18 protein-coding genes are annotated in these 19,790 nt (G+C 29.1%); 3 read left to right on the top strand and 15 right to left on the bottom strand.

The window, feature by feature from the left end:
* Nucleotides 1-74 precede the first annotated feature (74 nt).
* The 13 genes from JYG23_RS00395 to JYG23_RS00330 all read right to left on the bottom strand — a co-directional run bounded on the left by JYG23_RS00395 (nt 75) and on the right by JYG23_RS00330 (nt 14,579).
* Nucleotides 75-1,322, bottom strand: coding sequence for an amidohydrolase family protein (locus tag JYG23_RS00395; protein ID WP_207236492.1), 1,248 nt, complete (start codon nt 1,320-1,322; stop codon nt 75-77).
* 54 nt (nt 1,323-1,376) lie between these two features.
* On the bottom strand, nt 1,377-2,390 hold the full coding sequence (locus tag JYG23_RS00390) for a proline racemase family protein (RefSeq protein ID WP_207236491.1): 1,014 nt from the start codon (nt 2,388-2,390) through the stop codon (nt 1,377-1,379).
* Complete coding sequence (locus JYG23_RS00385) at nt 2,387-2,857, bottom strand: glycine/sarcosine/betaine reductase component B subunit (protein ID WP_207236490.1); 471 nt, start codon at nt 2,855-2,857, stop codon at nt 2,387-2,389. Before JYG23_RS00385 ends, JYG23_RS00390 begins: the two co-directional genes overlap by 4 nt.
* A gap of 15 nt (nt 2,858-2,872) precedes the next feature.
* Nucleotides 2,873-3,631 carry a proline reductase cluster protein PrdD gene (prdD, locus tag JYG23_RS00380; RefSeq protein WP_207236489.1) on the bottom strand — a complete coding sequence of 253 codons (759 nt, stop codon included), beginning with the start codon at nt 3,629-3,631 and terminating at the stop codon, nt 2,873-2,875.
* A 4-nt stretch (nt 3,632-3,635) separates the two neighbouring features.
* On the bottom strand, nt 3,636-4,355 hold the full coding sequence (prdB, locus tag JYG23_RS00375) for a D-proline reductase (dithiol) protein PrdB (protein WP_207236488.1): 720 nt from the start codon (nt 4,353-4,355) through the stop codon (nt 3,636-3,638).
* Nucleotides 4,348-4,596, bottom strand: coding sequence for a CBO2463/CBO2479 domain-containing protein (locus tag JYG23_RS00370; RefSeq protein ID WP_207236487.1), 249 nt, complete (start codon nt 4,594-4,596; stop codon nt 4,348-4,350). Before JYG23_RS00370 ends, prdB begins: the two co-directional genes overlap by 8 nt.
* Nucleotides 4,597-4,619: 23 nt before the next feature.
* Nucleotides 4,620-6,719: a D-proline reductase (dithiol) proprotein PrdA gene (gene prdA / locus JYG23_RS00365; RefSeq protein WP_207236486.1), complete on the bottom strand. Its 2,100-nt coding sequence runs from the start codon at nt 6,717-6,719 to the stop codon at nt 4,620-4,622.
* 32 nt (nt 6,720-6,751) lie between these two features.
* Nucleotides 6,752-8,047: a proline reductase-associated electron transfer protein PrdC gene (gene prdC / locus JYG23_RS00355; RefSeq protein ID WP_242631600.1), complete on the bottom strand. Its 1,296-nt coding sequence runs from the start codon at nt 8,045-8,047 to the stop codon at nt 6,752-6,754.
* 341 nt (nt 8,048-8,388) lie between these two features.
* Complete coding sequence (locus tag JYG23_RS00350) at nt 8,389-10,167, bottom strand: sigma-54-dependent Fis family transcriptional regulator (RefSeq protein WP_207236484.1); 1,779 nt, start codon at nt 10,165-10,167, stop codon at nt 8,389-8,391.
* 74 nt (nt 10,168-10,241) lie between these two features.
* Nucleotides 10,242-11,195, bottom strand: coding sequence for a DUF4097 family beta strand repeat-containing protein (locus JYG23_RS00345; protein ID WP_207236483.1), 954 nt, complete (start codon nt 11,193-11,195; stop codon nt 10,242-10,244).
* Between the two features lie 14 nt (nt 11,196-11,209).
* Nucleotides 11,210-11,890 (bottom strand): DUF1700 domain-containing protein, encoded by a 681-nt coding sequence (locus tag JYG23_RS00340; RefSeq protein WP_207236482.1) that lies wholly within the window; start codon nt 11,888-11,890, stop codon nt 11,210-11,212.
* A 3-nt stretch (nt 11,891-11,893) separates the two neighbouring features.
* Nucleotides 11,894-12,205 (bottom strand): PadR family transcriptional regulator, encoded by a 312-nt coding sequence (locus tag JYG23_RS00335; RefSeq protein WP_207236481.1) that lies wholly within the window; start codon nt 12,203-12,205, stop codon nt 11,894-11,896.
* Nucleotides 12,206-12,446: 241 nt separating this feature from the next.
* Nucleotides 12,447-14,579 carry a GGDEF domain-containing protein gene (locus JYG23_RS00330; protein ID WP_207236480.1) on the bottom strand — a complete coding sequence of 711 codons (2,133 nt, stop codon included), beginning with the start codon at nt 14,577-14,579 and terminating at the stop codon, nt 12,447-12,449.
* Nucleotides 14,580-14,758: 179 nt separating this feature from the next.
* On the opposite strand from JYG23_RS00330, the gene JYG23_RS00325 reads away from it, so the two are divergent.
* Nucleotides 14,759-15,931 carry a cation diffusion facilitator family transporter gene (locus JYG23_RS00325; RefSeq protein ID WP_207236479.1) on the top strand — a complete coding sequence of 391 codons (1,173 nt, stop codon included), beginning with the start codon at nt 14,759-14,761 and terminating at the stop codon, nt 15,929-15,931.
* Between the two features lie 91 nt (nt 15,932-16,022).
* On the opposite strand, the gene JYG23_RS00320 is transcribed toward JYG23_RS00325, so the two are convergent.
* Nucleotides 16,023-16,442, bottom strand: coding sequence for a metal-dependent transcriptional regulator (locus tag JYG23_RS00320; RefSeq protein WP_207236478.1), 420 nt, complete (start codon nt 16,440-16,442; stop codon nt 16,023-16,025).
* A gap of 142 nt (nt 16,443-16,584) precedes the next feature.
* Between JYG23_RS00320 and JYG23_RS00315 the strand changes: the two genes are divergently transcribed.
* On the top strand, nt 16,585-16,806 hold the full coding sequence (locus JYG23_RS00315) for a FeoA family protein (protein WP_207236477.1): 222 nt from the start codon (nt 16,585-16,587) through the stop codon (nt 16,804-16,806).
* A gap of 22 nt (nt 16,807-16,828) precedes the next feature.
* Nucleotides 16,829-18,130: a ferrous iron transporter B gene (locus JYG23_RS00310; protein WP_207236476.1), complete on the top strand. Its 1,302-nt coding sequence runs from the start codon at nt 16,829-16,831 to the stop codon at nt 18,128-18,130.
* On the opposite strand, the gene JYG23_RS00305 is transcribed toward JYG23_RS00310, so the two are convergent.
* Nucleotides 18,090-19,730, bottom strand: coding sequence for a recombinase family protein (locus JYG23_RS00305; protein WP_207236475.1), 1,641 nt, complete (start codon nt 19,728-19,730; stop codon nt 18,090-18,092). The two genes, JYG23_RS00310 and JYG23_RS00305, sit on opposite strands and share 41 nt — an antisense overlap.
* Nucleotides 19,731-19,790 lie beyond the last annotated feature (60 nt).

The raw sequence follows: 19,790 nt of genomic DNA, 5'->3' as shown, positions 1-19,790 counted from the left end.
GTATAAACAAAAATACATTTTTACCTTTTAATTAGTAAAAATGTATTTTTATTAGTTTATTATTAAATTATTTTTTATAAATTATTTTTTACAAATGTTCCTTCTTTTAATATAACTTCCATATTTTCAACACTTATAGTTCTAATGTTTTCAAGTGGATTTCCTTCAATTACTAATAAATCCGCAAATTTACCTTCTTCAAGCGTTCCTGTTATATCTCCAACCTTAAGCATTTCCGCACCTGATTTTGTTGCTGCTACTATAACATCCATATTGCTAATATGTGCTTTCTCATTGAAAGAATACATTTCTCCTATTGCTGTAGTTCCATAAGGTGTTAAGCTTGAACAGAATGAATCAGAGCCAATTGTTAGAACTATTCCTTTTTCTTTCGCACGTCTAAGATTAGCATATACTCTATTCAATTCTTTTTCTGCAACTGTATCTCCAGGGAATTTATCATGTACCTCTGGATTGTAAGGTGGAGCATAAGTTTTAAACCATTCATTTAAGAACTGGATTGTTGGACAGAAATAAATTCCTTTTTCAGCCATAATGTCTAAACATTCTTCATTTAATGTTTGACCATGAATGATAAGATGTACTCCAGCTTTACAGCTATCTAATGCTCCACCATATCCTTCAGCGTGTGACCATACTGGAATTCCAACCATGTTACATTCATCTACTACTGCTTGTATTTCTTCTAATGTATAGTGTTGGTCCAATTTCCTATCCCATCTCCAAATTCCACCACCTGTTGACCATATTTTTATTGCATCTGGATTATCTCTAAGTCTATGTCTTACAGCTTTTCTTAAATCCCATGGTCCATCAACTCTCTCAGCCCATGGATGAGAATCATGATTATAGCTATATGGAAGTTTATGGCTATCTCCATGTCCTGCTGTTCTACAAAATCCAAGTCCTGAAGTTACAACTCTTGGTCCTTGCATAACTCCTGCTTCAACCATATCTCTGATTGCAATACCTGAACGAGATATTTCTCCAACAGTAGTTAAACCGTTTTCAAGGCATTCATGTGCTTGTTGTACTGCTACTACTGTTTTCTGTACAACATCTTCAAGTACCCAATCACTATCACTGTCAGTTAAGTTACCACTAAAATGTAAGTGTGTATCTATCAAACCTGGCATTATAGTTTTTCCTGTTATATCTATATTCTCATAATCGCTTGAAATTTCTTTCATGCTACCTGCGTAAACTATTTTTTTGCCTTCAACTAATACAAGAGAATTTTTAATTAAGTCTTTTCCTGTACCATCAATTAAGTTTCCGCCTAAAAAAGCTAATTTCTTCATAATATCCTCCATATCATTGTATAATTTTTCACAAATTTAGTTGTAAAAATATATTTATCCTAATTTAAAACCATATTTCAATGGATCATCTTCATCTATAACAAAATGGTTAAATCCTGTAATATATGCTTTTCCTGTAATTTGTGGAACTATACCATTATACTCTCCAACTTTTATTTCATCAATAGCTTTAGCTTTAAATAATGTTCCTGTTATACTTTCATATACAAATTCTTCATTAATTTTCAATATACCTTTTGAAAATAAAGTTGCTATCTTAGCGCTTGTTCCTGTTCCGCAAGGAGACCTATCAACTTGTCCTGCTCCAAATACAACAACATTTTGAAGAGAAGCTTTTGGATTTTTACTTGGACCATAAAACTCAACCAAATCTACAGTTTTTATATGTGTTAAATATGGATGAGAAACAATTATACTTTTATTTACTTCATCTCTAATTTTAATACCTATTTCTTTAATCATTTGTGAATTTTCAGGACAAATTTTAAAATTCAAGTTTGGTTGCTCTATACTTACTATTGCAAAAAAACTACCACCAAATGAAATGTCCAATGTAACTTCTCCAACTTCAGGTACATTTATTTTTAAATCGCGTTTATATAAAAACGAAGGTACATTTGTAATTGTTGCTTCTTTTACTTTATCATTTTCTACTCTTACATCAGCTTTTATAAGTCCTGCTGGTGATTCAAGCACTACCTTTGTTATAGGTTCAACTACATCTACCATTCCTGTTTCAACAATTGCTGAAGCAGCACCAATAGAACCGTGTCCACACATATTTAGGTATCCTCCACCATCCATAAACACTATACCAAAATCAGCATCATCAGATATAGGTTCCATAAGGATTGATCCAAACATATCATTGTGTCCTCTTGGTTCATTCATAACTGCAGTTCTTATATAATCTAATTTTTTTGCTAAGTATTGTTTTTTTTCTGCCATTGTTTTTCCATGTATTTTTGGAATACCACTTGTTATAATTCTAGTAGGTTCTCCCATTGTATGAGAATCTATAGCCTGAAGTGATTTTTTTATTATCATTTTATACTCCTCCGAATTTTGAGTTTTAACATTGCTATTGCCTTTTTAGCATCTAATTCTACTGATGAATTTTCTCCGACTCTCAATGTTTCGATTCCATCAATTGATTTATTTAAATCGACTATGGTATCCATATACTCATTAGTCGTAACAAAACTACCCTGCGTTCCTATAAAGCTCATACCTACTACCGATATGTCTTTACTAGCTATTTCCTCTATCGTATTGGCAAAATCAACATGACTATTGCCAAAACCATCAACAGAAATTATACAACCATCTAAATTCATCGACTGACAAATTGAAGCCACTCTTCTACCAACAAAGTATTTTTCTTCATTTGCTTGAGGTGTTCCAACTATTATAACTCCCATAAGATTTACTTCACTATCTTTTGATACAACATCAAGTAGTGGATCTTTAAAGTGATGTAATGTTGTTTCTTTAGTAGATGGACCTATTCCCATTATATTACCTGCTTTCTAATACATTGCTCGTATAGCACCATCTCTGTATTCATTGGGTGTTAATACAATTGGCAAGTTACCCATGTCTATTACTGATTTCCCACCTTTTACGCCACAAGGCTCACTAGGTAACACATGAGTATCATACATTGCCCCTTGTCCAGCCACTTGCTTTATTATTGCAATATTCATATTCGAGTCATCAATGGTGTGGATAAAGTCTTTTTTCTCATCACAACTTCTTCCATTGAGTTTTTTCATACATTCTCTTATTTCTTGAATTATGATATCACATGCTAAGTGAGATGATAATATAGCTTTTCTAACTGTTCCCATACCTTCGTATAAAACAACATCAACATGAATTATAATATCTGTATCACTTGGAGTGCCAGGAGTATTTAAAATTACATGTTTATTTAATATACCCTCTGATGAACCAAACTCAGCAACTTGTATGCCTTTTTCATCAACTCCAGTTAGCATTACGCACACACCTGTTAATGTATGCGTAATACCTTCACCTACTTTGCCTAAAACCTTAGTAGATATAGGAATAAAATCCATTATGGAGTTAACAAAAATATTTCTATTTTCTTTTTTTATAATATCAATATTTATTGATTTAATATAATTAGTAAAATTATCATGTGCCTTACTTACTACACTTTTATTTAAGCTCAGTACGTTTTTTGCTATATATGTGCTTTCGCCTAATATGACATCATCTATACTAAATACCTTAATTGTTAATTTACTAATTTCTTTTTTCATAATACTAAACTCTTGCTACATATTCATATGGTAATGAAATAATTTTACCAGGTGTTTCTATTTTAACTAATTGTTGCAATGTATCTTTCAATATAGCAGTCTGCATTTCAACATTGTGTGGTTCTCCAGCATTTGCTCCCATTGGAACTAATGGTGCAACTGCTCTTGGAGTTCCAGCTTGCCTAACTACTGGAGGTAATGCCGCTATTATTATAGTAGGTATACCTGCTTCTTCTATGGCTCTTTGAACTAGTACACTAGAACGGTGACAAGTACCTCAGCCAGCAGTTAAAACAACTGCATCTACTCCCTCATCTTTTAATATTTTAGCGATTGCTGGACCAGTTTCATGTTTAAATTTTTCTTGGTTTCCACCACCACCCATGAATCCTACATGAGTTGGTGCTATATCACCTATAAAACCTTCAGCTTTTAACTCTCTTAATCTATCAAGGGGGAACATACAGTTGATGTCTTTGTTAACATCACCATTGTCATATCCACCATGTGATACCATTAAGTCATCTGTTTTTGTATCCCCTGGTATTAATCTATAAGTAAAATCTCCTGCAAGGTTAAATCTTTTTTCACTTTTTAAATGCACTCCTGCTGCTGTAGCAAAAGCTATTTTCATATCCTTTAACTCTTTTGTAACTGGTGTCCACACAGATTTAGGAGTTATAGGGACAAATATTTCTGATTGTAATCCTTTCACTTTATTCACACCTTTCTTTTTTTGCTTCTATATTTTTTTTATATTTTTCATCTATTTTATCTGAAAGCACTTCTATAAAACTCATTTTAAGTCCTATCTCTAAGCCTTCCTTTAATTCATAATCTGAAATAAGCATTCTCTTTGGAATTCTAAGTGTTCCAAGTCTTCCTTTGAATTCAATAGCAACACAACCATCATGAACTTCTGTGATGATGCCTTTCATTTCAATTAAGTTATCACAATATTTCATATTTACCTCTTATGTTTCATCTATTATTGATTTCCACCCATTTTCTTTTTTCTTTTTTCACTAAGTGGAATACTAGTTTCATTAGCTACTCTATCAATTTTATCATTTAAAGAATTTCCAATTAAGTCTAAGTTACTTTCTTTTACATTAGCATTCCATTTTCTTTCAGGAGCTTTAACTTCATCTCCATCAAGAGCTGATTTTAACATTGATAGTGCTCTTAATGCATCTTCTTTGCATAGTGTATTGCAACCTAATACTTCGTTTTCGATTCCTTCTTCGGATTTGTTGTTATCTACCATGTGTTTCATGTATTTGTTACCAACAACTAACGCACCTTGAACTCCACAGAACGACATACCAACAACTTCTACTCCCCTCATACCAATTTGCTCGATGTGACTAGCAAAATCAATATGGTTGTTTCCAAATCCTTCAGTTGTTACTACCGCTCCATCAACATCTAATGCTTCAACCATCATTCCAAGTCTTTCAGATACATAGAATTTTTCAGCATTTATTTGAGGGCTACCAACAAATATAACTCCACATAAATCTATATTTTCATCATTCATAGCTTCTATAACTAATGGTTCTCTAAAATAGTGTCTTGAACATTCTTTAGATGCAGGTCCTATACAAGTAAGAGCATGAATTCCTCCATCTAATACTTCAAGTGGAGATAACATAACTGGAACATTACCTAAATCAACGTTAGGCTTTCCTCCTAAAACACCTACTGGTTCAACAGGCAATATTAAGTTATCATGCATTGCACCTTGACCCATTATTTCTTTAACTATAACTACTTTTTTCTTTCCAGGTCTTCTGTATTGTATAACTTCTTCATTAGATTCAAATAATGAATCGTCTGCTTCTTTCATAAAATCTCTTATTTCTTGAGTAATTATATCAGAAACCTTATGAGCAGCATATGGACCTGGTCTTTCCATATTTGTTCCAGCAACTATTGTAACTTGTGTTTTAATAAAGATATCACCATTATCTGGTGCACCCGGTCTACCCCACATAATATTTTCTTCCAATATACCTTCTGAAGAACCAAATTCACCTATTTGAACTCCATCTTCGTCAATGCCTGTTACCATCATGATTACACCATCTAACATCCTTGTAACACCACTACCAACTTGGCAATCTTTCTCTTTAGTAGCTATCGGTTGAACATCCATGATAGTTTCACTATATTTGTTATATTCATTAGGTGTGATAATTTCAATTTTTATGTCTTTTACTAATTCACTACCTTTAACTGCATCTTTACAAATACTTTTTCTAATATATAGAGTAGAACCTTCTATTTTAGTTTCTTTACCAAATTTAACTTCTGTAATTTTATGATGTTTCTTTAATAATTTTCTTATTTCTTTTGGTTCTTGTACAAAACTTCCATTTTGCACTTCTTTTACTTCTGTAGCTGCTACTTGATTGTAAGCAACATCTCCACATTCAACCTCTTGCTCAAATCCACCTTGTGCTATGACATTTAATGGTATTTGAATATCAATTCCTTTACCTTCGTCTATTTTTATTCTCATAACTCCACTATTTGTAGCTGATCTAACATAGTTTGTTGGTTTATCTGCTTTTTTAGGAACAAAGCCCTCTATCATTTCTCCTACAACTGGTGTTAATGCTACTACATCCTTATTTAATTTTTTTCCTATAACATCTTTTATAGTTAATACTTCATCATCTATTTTGAACAAATTAGAATCTATCATTTTTTCAAAATGCATTGGATTTTCAAAATCTTGAGCTTCTACTACATCCCCAGACTTTTTGTTATATTTTAAAACTGCCTTTGCATTTTCATCAACTTTAATTTCAACTTTTTTAACGCTTGCTTCTTTAATTCCTTCTAATATATCAGGAGTTAAAGGTGTTAAAGAGTCAATTGTTTTAGTTAATTTTGCACCTATTACTTGTTCTATTCTTAAACAATCTGCAGGTACTTTTAAAAGGCCTGAATCTTGTAAATCATCAAAGATTGCTGGGTCTTCTAAGTTTTCTGCACCTATAACATTACCAGCTTCAATTCTACAACAAACAATTGCTAGTTCTGTTTTTATTTCTTCTACATGTTCAGCGCTTAATGACATTTTGCACTCTCCTTTTATAAATTAATTATATATTATAACTCTAATCTTCTTGATAACTCGTGATCAACAGTTCTAAATGTATGGTCAGTATGATGGTAAACACCAAGTCCTAATTGTGGAGCACTATTCATAACTGTATTTGTACAATCACTACAATTTGATATAAGAATTCTTTTAGCTCCTGCTTGTTTTAGCTGTAAAACTACAGCTGTTTGCCCAGGTCATGTTCCTGGAGTTTTACATTTATTTGCTCCTTTTATAACCTCTACGTTTTTACATGGTACTGCTGCTACAACTTCTGAACCCATTTTTGATGCTATGTCTCTAAGTCTATCTTCATTAGCTCCACAAGCACAAACTAAAAGTCCAAGCTTTCCTTCATATTTAGGGAATGGAATAGTTACTATTATTCCTCCAGTTGTTTTTGTAACAACACCTTCCTCTATATTTCCTGCTGAACCAGTATAAGGTCCACCTATAATTACTTCACCATATTCTCCATCTATTCCACCACATTTTTCAATCATTTCCTTAACTGGTGTGCCAATTGGAGTATTGAAAAACACATTTTGCTTTTTACCATTTACTAATTTTCCACCAACAGTAACATCCTTATCTATGACAGGCTTCTTATCTTCAACTGCTCTAACAATATTAGCCAATGTCTCTGCATTTAAAATTACGCAGTTTGCTTCAATAGGTAATTGTGTTGGCTCAAGCCATTTATCAAAAATTTCATGAATTAATGCTCTTTCTTCTCCCATAGGGTATAAATTAGGAAGAGTTTTAATTGTGATATCTTTATAATTTGGTAAAATCTTTTCTAATGCTTTAATAGCATTTTGATTCTTCTCTTTGATACCTATAACACCATGTGTAGCTTTAGTAGCTTCCATGGCATATTTAATTCCTTTTACAACAAGTTCAGGATTTTGTTCTATCATTGTGATATTGTGACATAAAACAGGTTCACATTCTACACAATTAGCTATTATGTATCCAGCCTTTAATTCTGTTCCTACTTTAATATGAGTAGGAAAACCAGCTCCACCTGCACCAACTATGCCGGCCTCAAAACAAATATCTTTTAACGTTTCGCAATCTTTTATTTTGACATAATCTTCTGATTGTTCTTTATCTGCTTCTATCAAAATAAATTTATCATTGAAATCTTTTACTTTTCCAGTTACACTAGAATGTATTTTTGCTCCTAAGCCTTCCGGAACTGCTATACACTGTCCTCTTTTAATAAGTTCATCTACATTTACTATAGCTTTGCATGGTGCACCTACATGCATCTTCAAAGGAAAATTGTATATTAAACTCATACTAAGCCTCCTCTAATTGCTTTATTATGTTACATCTATACAATTATGCAATATGCAAAGTTCATGCCAAAACACTAATGATTTTTTAATCACTTTAAATGTCAAAAAACTAATTTTAATTAAGTAGAAAAGTGTTTTTTAGATTTGCAAACGTTTACAACTTTTTATAAAAATAATCAAAAAAAATGTACTGTTCAAAAACTGACAGTACATTTTTAATAACAAGTTATTTTTTTAACAAAGTCTTTACATTCCAACATTTATAGCTTTAATGTCGTATTTTGTAGAAATATATATATATTGTTCATTATTAAACAACATGTCAATTTCTAAACACTATTTTAATCTAACAGTTTCTCAAGTCCATATTGTTTTATCTTGTAATAAAAAGTAGTTCTGTTTATTTTTAACAATTTAGCAGCTTTGGACCTGTTGCCCTTAGATATGTTTATTGCTTCTTTTAACATCTTTATTTCTATTTTTTTTATATTATCGTCAAAATCCAAATCATTTTCAAGATTTTCTATCATTGTACTTATATTTGTATTTGATTTATATATAAGTATATATTCTGGTATATCTTCTTTTTTTATGATACCATCATTTGAAAGTATAACTATTCTTTGTACAACGTTTCGAAGTTCTCTTATGTTACCCTCCCAACAATATTCACTAAATATATCATAAATTTCATCATCAAAGCTATCAATTGATATGTTTTCTTTTTCCGAAAACTCCTTTATAAAATATTTAGTTAATTCTCTTATGTCATCTTTTCTTTCTCTAAGTGGCGGTAATTCAATATTTACTACAGCCAATCTATAGTACAAATCATTTCTAAATTTATCATTTTCTATAGCACTTTTTATATCAATATTTGTAGCGGATATTATTCTAACATTAGTTTTAATAGATTTATCGCTACCTAATCTATTGATTATGCCATCTTGTAAAACTCTTAACAGCTTGCTTTGCATCTTTATAGGCATTTCACCTATTTCATCTAAAAAAAGCGTACCGTTGTTTGCTAATTCAAATTTTCCTATTTTACCACCTTTAACTGCGCCAGTAAATGCTCCTTCTTCATAACCAAACAACTCGCTTTCTAACAGTTCCTCAGGTATAGCGCTACAATTTAGTGCTACTAATTTACCTTTTCTTCCGCTAGAATCGTGGATTGCACGTGCAAAAACATCTTTTCCTGTACCGCTTTCTCCAGTAATCATTATATTTGCATTACTAGTTGAAATACGTTGTGATAAAGCTATCGCTTCAATAACTTTTTTATTTTTACTGATTATTGTTGAAAAACTATACTGCTTTTTTATTTGTTCCTTATATCTTACTTCATAATATTTAGACTTTTCTTCTTCTCTTTTAAGTTTATCCATCAATTTGTCTAATTCGTTTATATCCTTATCAGTAGTAATAACAGCAGTCATTTGATTATTTTTATTAAATATAGGAACAGCACTTAAAAATACCTCTTTCCCTTTAACAGGTTGATGTAATACGTACTTATAAGCTTTTTGTTCTTTAAAAACCTTACTTGTCAAAGCATTAGGAAAATAATTAGCTATATTTGCACCAATTATTTTATCTTTTTTTAGGTTATATAATTTTTCTGATGCTTTATTCCAATATATAACTTCACCATTAGAATCGCATATACATACAGCTTCACAAATGTTATCAAATGCTTCTTCTGTCATTATATGCAAATCTTCAACTTTAGCATAAAATCTATCTCTAATATTATTATTGGTTATTATTCCAACTATTTTTTCATCTTTTTCAACAAATAATCTTCCAAGATTTTTTTGTATCATTATATCTTTAGCAAGTATAACATTTTCATCATAATTCACTTTTACTATGTCATTGACAGAAAAATCAAAAGCAGGCCTTTCAAATTCGCTTTCTTTTGAATTTCTCATTTTATATATATCTGTTTTAGTAAATATTCCAACAATTACATCATCTTCATTTACTAAAACAATTTCATCCCTTTTAGAAAACATTAATTTCTTAATTGCTTCTTTAATAGTTTCTTTATAATATATTTTAAGAAAATCTGTATCCATTATTTCATAAACTTTATACTTTAGTTTAATAGACATTTTGTTTCTCCTTCGTTACTAATCCCATTAAACATATTATACAAGCATAACGAATATAGGTCAAATAATGTTTACTATTTAGTAAAAATACTTATGCTACCTGTACCTGTCTCCACAACTATGTTTTTAGATACTTCATTGTTTATCTTAGCTTTATCCTTGTGTTTTAAACCATTTATCTTAACACTACCTATTCCAGAATCTAAGTCATAGTTATAATTCTTTTCTTTTTCAGGCAAATATATTTTTGCACTCCCTGTACCTAAATCTATATTAAATAAATCTTCTATATTTCCCTCGAAATCTATACTGCCTACACCACTAACAAATTCAAACTTTTTAGATAAAACATTCTTTGCGTTCAAGCTTCCAACTCCTGTTTCTAATTCAATTGAGGTCGCTTCTATATCATTTAAATTTATTGATGATACTCCACCTTTAATTTCAACATTTTTAGCATTTATCTCATTTATGTTAATACTACCAACTGAGCAATTTATATCTACGTCACCTATTTCAAAGTTATCTGGAACTTTAATAATTATCTTGCATTTATTAAAAAGTTTTTGATATTTATTGAAAATATTATCTTTATAATCATATGTTTGCTTAATAATTAATTTATCTAAACTGTTGTTAAATTCAACTTCAAATATGTATTCATCCTTATCTTCAACAATTGGTCTAGTAACCTCTACACTAATCTTGCTTAAGCTACTATCTTTTTGAATAAAGGTGGAATATATAGATGATTCTACTGATATATCATCTGTTTTTTCAAATTCTTTTTTTATTGTATCAAATTTGAAATCATTTACATCTTTAAAATTATTTTCATCGAAAACTTTATTATTAAAATTTATATTTTTCATTTTATTAATTATTTTATCTAAATTAAAATTTAAGTGAAAATCAAAATCTTTATTATTAGATAATTCAACACCCTCATGCTGTGTTGTCATAATTATTCCCCCTATTACGAGTAAAACAATACCAATAATAAAAATTGTTACTAATACCTTCTTCATTTCCAATCCTCCAGCTAAGCCCTATTTCTATTCTCGAAATAATTTCTAATAACTTGAACTAATTTTATAATACCTATAATTATAAGTATAAGTAATACTACTCCTACAAGTCCTTTGCCTAAGGAAAATAGTATTTTACCTATAACAGCTATACCTGTAAACGGTACTGCTACAATACCTACAATCAAAGAAATAGCCAATCCAATTGATGAAAATACCAATCCAATTATTGTGCCTATTAGTCCTACGACCAAACCAAATATTGACAATATTATTGGCAAAGCAACTATGCAACCTATTATACACAATATTATCCACAAAGGTTTTAAATTCGAGTTGCCATTTCCACTTTTGTTATTTTTATCTTTTGAATAACTATAGCTATAATTATAACTATGGCCATTTTTTGAGTTATTAGAATTATTATTGCTTCCCATATTTTTAGTATGCTGTGAATAATTGTTTGATGAAGAATATTTATTTTTCGATACAGATTCTAAAGTTGTAGTTGAATTTTCAATTATTTCTTTTGCAATTTTACTAACATCACCCAGTTCAGCTAATACACTTGCTTCATTTTCAACTCCAGCATCATCAAAATATTCTTCATAGTAACTTATTGCTTTTTCCCTCTCGTCATGTGGTAAACACATTAATTGTTCCCTTAACCCAACAATAAATTGTTTCCTATCCATAATTTATTTACCTCCACCTAAAACCTTGTTAATTTTTTTTACATATTCTATCCATTCTTCCTGATATACTTCAAGAACATCTTTTCCCCTTGTAGTAATTTTATAGTATCTTCTATTCCTACCTTGGAAAGGCATATCGTATGTTTCCAAGCACTCATCTTTCTGTAATCTTCTTAGTACTGGATATAGCGTTGATTCCGAAATACTAACAATTGACTGAACTTCTTGTGTTAGTTTATAACCATAAGTATCTTCTTTTGATAATACAGCTAATACACAAGCATCCAACAAAACAGAACCTAATTGAAATGTCATATAAACATCCTTTCTTTACTTTTCATAATAAAAATATTTGTATATAATATTATATGACGTATAATATTATATGTCAATAAGAGTATCATTAGAATTAGATTAAAAACACCTAAGCTGATGTACCATAGCTTAGGTGTTTTGATTAACTTTATTTTGATTTAAATCCACTATAAATAGCATTTGTCGGGCAAATTTTTTTAAATTCACCACACCTTATACATTCTATGGAATTAATATTTCTCTAATCTGCTCTTTTCATCAATTTAACTATATTGTTAAATTTCTTATTATTTTGTCTAACTTTATTGCCGTATATTTTTTTTGCTTCGTATAATGAAACATCTGCTTTATGTACTCCTAACATGAATTCATTATCACCAGCTTCAAATTCATACAAACCTATGCTAACACTCACCTTTGTAGCTTTATTGTTAAACTCTAATTTATCATTATAAATAACCTTTCTAATTCTTTCGGTAATAGAAAATGCTTGTTCTAATTTTGTATTGGTACATATCAATAAAAATTCATCTCCACCATATCTTCCAATATAATCAGTCTTTCTAATACTTTTACTAATATTATCAGCTACATTACAAAGAACCTTATCACCTGCTACATGTCCATAATTATCATTTAGTTTTTTGAACTTGTCAATATCTATCATAGCAATAGTTAAATTTTCTCCGTTCAATAAAAATTTATTTAATGAATTTTCACCTATCTTAAGTATTTCTCGCCTATTAGAAATACCAGTTAAATTGTCATATATAGCTTTATTCTCCATATCCTTGTACATATTTGCATTAAATAGAGCTGTCGCTACATAATTACTAAGTATCTTCAACGTGCTTAAATCACTTTTATCATATGAATTCACTTCTGCAGCTTGTACTGTTATAAGACCAATGATTTTTTCTTTTACAAACATTGGAGTAAACATTAATGAATGGTATTTTATATCATCATCATAATATTCTTCTAAAGAATTAATATTAAATTCAACATGTTCTTTTTCAAAATCCTTTATAACTATATCTTTTCCATACCGAATACAATAATCTGCCAAAGAAATTCCTTTTTCCATCTTAATAGGTCCTTTAACCGCAACTTTTGAATTTTCACCAATATATTTATAAACTATCTCACTATTTTCTTCATTATATAACCCAATACTAAACACATCTGCTATCATCAGTTTTGAAATTTCTTTAGTAATCATATTTAATATTATAGATTCATCCAAATTTGATAAAATATCTCTTCCTATTGAAGAAAGCAACTCTGTTTTATCATATAATATTTTATATAGTTTTGCCTCTCTTTCCATATGCCCTATATTTAATCTTGTATTCCACTTACTGTAATGTACCTCATTTATCTGTTCATTAACATTTATATACTTTTCCAAATACATTAATGCTTTGCTTGAATTGTTCCTATTTTTGAATACTTTATATAATAAATTATAAGCCTTTTGTAATAATGTTATATAATTGTGTTTTTCAGCTGTAGATAACATACCATTTAGTTTTTCTAATGATTTATCTGTACTACCTCTTTTTAAATACATTTCTGCCCACTTAAATAAAGTTATACACACTAAAAATGTATTAGATAAATCTTTATTAATTTCATATGCCTTCTGAAACAATTCATCAGCTTTATCATACTGATCAAGTCTACAATATGCCATAGCTTCAAGCTTAATAGTTTCACCAATATAATAATCAGCATTGACTAAATCAGCTATTTTATATATTTTATTTAAAATATTTAACGCATAATTAACATCACCTATATTAATTTCAACCTCTGCTAAACATTGTAAATAAGTAATTTTTCTATCATTATTCATTTCAAAATTTTTATTTTCTAAAAATTCCAGTGTTTCTCTAGACTTTCTATACTTTTCAAGTTCAATATATCCAACACAAATATTTAACAGCATGGCTAAAATAAGCTCATCATCTTCTAATTCTTCTGCCATTAATACCCCTTTGATTCCCCAGTCATTTGCCAATTCAACTTTACCTATTTGAGAATAAAAAGCCATTAAAGAATTGCATATACAGGCCATACCTTTTTTACAATCAAAACTTTCAAGTATACCATATGATTTCAAAGCCAGTCCTATTGCTTTTTCATATTCATTATTGTTGTAATAGCACCAACATTTGTAATTTTTTAACCACGCAGATGCCACCATAAGATCATTATCTTCTGTAAATTTAATTATAAAATCTACAAAATGTGTATATTCATCTATACCAACTGTGTATTGATTTTTTAATTTTTCACAAAAAAAACTTACATTGTCTTCATTATCAAGTAATTTTTCCAACTCGTTTTTATATTGTAATAAATAATTCATACTATGATCCCCTTACATATTATAATAAATTATACATTTTAATAAATAATTTGTCAATATTTTGCATTGTAAATATTTACATATTATAAAAATTTAAATACTATTAATAAGGACAATATTGAAATTTTTGTTAAATGTGATATACTTATATAAAATTTATTTTTAATGGAAGGTCTAATATGATTAATACATTACTTAAACTATTTGTTAAAAATTATAATGATGTTAAGAATGCAAATGTTCGTGAAAGATATGGAAGGTTTAGCAGTATTTTAGGTATAATTTGCAATGTATTACTATGCACAAGTAAAATTATTGTTGGTTTTCTATTTAATAATATTTCTATAACTGCCGATGGTATTAATAACCTTTCTGATGCCAGCTCATCAGTTATTACACTTGTAGGTTTTAAACTTTCAAATAAGCCCGCTGATAAAGATCATCCATTTGGTCATGCAAGAATAGAGTACATTTCAGGTTTAATAGTAACATTTATTATATTATTTTTGGGTATTGAACTAATAAAAACATCATTTGATAAAATACTTCATCCAGAAGAAAGTAGTTTTAGTGTAATACTGCTTATCATTTTAGTTTTATCTATAATTATCAAGCTATTTTTATGCTATGTAAACAATAATTTGGGTAACAAAATAAATTCTACTACAATTAAGGCCACAGCAAAGGACAGCCTAAATGATGTTTTATCTACATCCGCAGTTCTAATTTCAGTTATTATCACTAAGCTAACAGGTTTGAAAATAGACGGATATGTTGGTATGCTTGTTGCAGTTATAATTATTTTTTCTGGTATTGATATTTTAAGGGATATTTTAAATCCACTTTTAGGTGAACCCCCAGACAGAGAACTAATCGATAATATTGTTGATAAAATATTATGCTACGAAGGCGTTCTTAATTTGCATGATTTAGTTGTTCATAGCTATGGTCCAAACAAATACTTTGCCACAGTACATGTTGAAGTTTCTGCAAGTGAGGACATCCTAATAAGTCATGACATGATTGATAATATTGAAAGAGATATACACAAAGATCTAGATATTAATCTTGTAATACATCTTGACCCTATTGTAACTAACGATAAAGAAACAAACAAATTAAAAGAAATTGTTAATAACATAGTGAGTAATTTAGGTTGTAACTACTCAATGCATGACTTTAGATTGGTAAAAGGTCATACACATACAAATGTACTTTTTGATATAGTTATACCAAATGAATGCGATAAAACTCCCGACGAATTAACGTGTAGTATATCACAAGAAATAAAAAAAATTAATATTAACTATTATCCAGTTATAACAATTGATAAAAATTACAACACAAAATAAAAGAAACTTTTGATTTCTTTTTATTTTGTGTTTTTTATTTTTACAATAAATACATATTTACATTCATTATTAAAATTTGCAGCATAGTATTTTATATATTATTTTGTAAATACATTTTAATGCACTCTAATGTTTCTGAATTGATTACATGCTCTATTTTTTCTGTTTGCTCGAATAGAGTTTTTTCCACTCCAAGTTTTTCCAAAAAAAAATTTACTATGTTATGTCTATCCAATAAATACTCCCCCAAATTCACTCCGTTTTTTGTAAGAACAATTGCTTCATGCTTCTTATATTTACATATGTCTAACTCATAAAGTCTTTTTATCATTTTAGTAGTAGAAGGTGGTTTAACATTTAAAGCACTAGATAAATCACTAACTCTAATACCATTATTCTGATTTTCAATACTCATTCTATAAATCATTTCTACATAGTCTTCCATAGATGGAGTTAAAACTTTATTGTCATTTTTTAAGTACTCACTAAATGTATAAAAATTATTATTCATAAATTTACCTCTTTTTTATAGCAGTAATATATTTTATGCTTAAAAAGTTTATGTATTAGTGTCAAAACAATTTTTATTTCATAAACTATATTATGTTTTAGCTTAGGCTAATAAATAAATAATTATATTAATAGGAGATATTATGAAAAATTTATGTGAAGCCATACCAGGCGATATAATTAGAATTGTTAAAAACAATACTAATAGTTCTCTTAAAGAAAGACTTTTAGCACTTGGTATGACTGAAGGTGCTAATATAGAAGTGTTAAGAAAAGGACCTAAAAACAATCTAACTGTATATAGAATAAGGGGTGCAATGATAGCACTTAGAAATGAAGAAACTAAATATATTTATTGTAATTAATTAGCTAATAAGGGGGAAAATTATGGGCTTAACTTCACAATCTACTGGCAAAATTGCGCCAGAGGATATTTTTTATATAAAAAATGATAACAATGAATTTGTAATAGCATTAGCAGGAAATCCAAACACGGGAAAAAGTACTGTATTTAACTACCTAACAGGATTGAAACAACACACTGGAAACTGGCCTGGCAAAACAGTTTCTAATGCAAGAGGGGGATTTAATTATAACGGTAATGATTATATTTTAGTTGACTTACCTGGCGCATATTCCTTGTTTACATCTTCACAAGATGAAGCAGTTGCTAAAGAATTTATTTGTTATGGAAATCATAACGCCGTAATAGTTGTGGCAGATGCTACTTGTATAGAAAGAAATTTGAATTTAGTTTTTCAGATTATGGAAATAACCTCAAATGTAATTTTATGCTTAAATCTCATAGATGAAGCTAAGAAGAAAAATATACAAATCGATAAAGAACGCTTGGAAAACGAACTTGGAATTCCTGTTATCTTAACAGCAGCAAGGAATGGAACAGGTATGAAAGATTTAAAAAGATGCATTGAAGATGTTACAGTAAATAAAAAGGTTATCAAACCACATACTGTAAAATACAATGATATTATAGAAAAAAACGTTGAAATAATTATACCTATATTAGAAAAATACAATTTATCAAATCCAAGATATATTGCATTAAGAATTCTTGATGGAGATAATACTTTCTTTAATAATATAGATAATATAGACGTAATATTAAGTGAAATTTCTGAAGTTATTGATATTGGTATTAATAAATCATCTATTCGAGAAGAAATTTCAAAGGATAACTATGTAAATGCAAAATTAATGAAGGATAAATGTGTTACTGAAGATAAGAAAAAACTTTATAGAGATAAAAAAATTGATGATATCCTAACGTCAAAAGTTTATGGAATTCCAATAATGTTATGTTTACTTGGCATAGTTCTTTGGATAACAATTCAAGGTGCTAACTATCCTTCGCAATTATTAAGTAATTTATTATTTGGATTTGAAAACATCTTAACAAATTTGTGTATAAGGCTAAATGTACCAGAATTTATACATGGAATTTTTATTTTAGGTTTATATAGAACACTAGCATGGGTTATAGCTGTTATGCTTCCACCTATGGCTATATTTTTCCCATTGTTTACTTTACTTGAGGATTTAGGGTATCTACCTAGAGTTGCATTTAACCTTGACCATCAATTTAAAAAAGCATGTGCACATGGGAAACAATGCCTATGCATGTGCATGGTTAATATATGCTATACCTATTTTCTTCTATGTTTCCAATGAATCTATAATAAATTATTACGGTTTGCTGCTTAATCTTGCCCTGCTCTGTTTTCACATATACTCCCTGTCCGATTTCAATTTTTTCAATTAACTTATATAGCAAATCAGGAGTTAGTTTGTCAACATTAGCAACTTCTTCAACAAGCTTAAAAAAGTTAATATAAGCTTTTCTTTCTTCCTTAACTCTCTCATTAGAAACATTAAATCTGTCTATCATTGATTTAATACTCTTTTGCTCGTTCTCATAATCTTTAAGCAGTTTTGAAAATCTTTCATCACTAATTTTGCCGATAATGTTATCTTCATATATTCGTTTAATTATATGGTCAAGTTCAGTCATTCGATTATTAAGTTTTTGCAGATGTCTCTGAGAATTAACAGTTTCATTATTATCAGATGAATTAACTTCAAATTCTTTAGATATTATTTTTACTATATCATTTTTTTCACTTGAAGACAAATTTATTTGTTTTTTTAATTCACTTAAAACAATATTGTACAAAGTATCATAATCAATAAAATGATTTGTACATGCTTTAGTACCATATAATTTATATCCACCGCAAACTAAATTAGCCACTGCACCTTTTTTTCTTGTACCAGTGGATGACATTGCTCTTCCACAATCAGCGCATCTTGCTATACCTGAGAATATGTTTTTAAAGTTCCTTGTCCTTTTATTTGTCCTTGTAACTCTGTACTGTGCGACTTTATCAAAAGTATCTTGGTCAACTAAAGGTTCATGTGTATTTTCAACTATAATCCATTCAGCCTTTGGAGTTTGAACTGTAACTTTGCTCTTAAAATTTATTTTGCTTGATTTACCCTGAGCTGTATGTCCTAAATATACAATATTTTTAAGGATTTTGGTTATCGTTGCTGATGTCCATTGCTTATGCTTTGTGTATGTATCTACATTCAATTTAGAATTTATTGTACATTTATAAACTGCAGGAGACATAATATTGTTGCTTTCAAGTTCTCTAACTATATCTATAGGTCTTAGTCCTTTTTTAGCCATGGCAAAGATATCTTTAACAACAACTGAGGCTATTGGATCAGGAACAAGTCTGTTTTTATTATCTTCTGCCTTAGTATAGCCATAAGGAGCAAAATTAGCTATATATTTACCATCTTTCATACGAGCCTTAAATGCTGTCTTTATTTTCTTTGATGTATCTCTGGCATACATTTCATTTATAACATTTTTAAATGGTGCTATATCGTTATATTCATTATCTGAATCATATGCATCATTGATTGCTATATATCTGACGCTATGCTCAGGAAAGTAAATCTCTGTATACTGACCAGTTGTTATATAGTCTCTTCCAAGACGTGATAAATCTTTAGTTATAATCAAATTTACCTTTTTATTTTCAATATCCTGTATCATTCTTTTAAAGGCTGGTCTTTCAAAATTTGTTCCTGAAAATCCATCATCAATATATTCATCATATATAATCAAATTATTTTCATTTGCATATGCCTCAAGCATTTTTTTCTGAGTGGATATACTTGAACTTTCTTTTATATCATCATCTTCTCGTGAAAGTCTCATGTAAAGTGCTGTACTATAAATTGTTTTACTTAATTCCAAGCACACTCCTCCTTTTTAATACTTGAAACTCTATAAAAACAACCCATATTTCTATGGGTT

This window comes from Sedimentibacter sp. zth1 (assembly GCF_017352195.1).
Taxonomy (GTDB): Bacteria; Bacillota; Clostridia; order Tissierellales; family Sedimentibacteraceae; genus UBA1535.
Note: the sequence above shows the minus strand (reverse complement) of the source record. Positions and strands in the feature narration are given on the sequence as shown.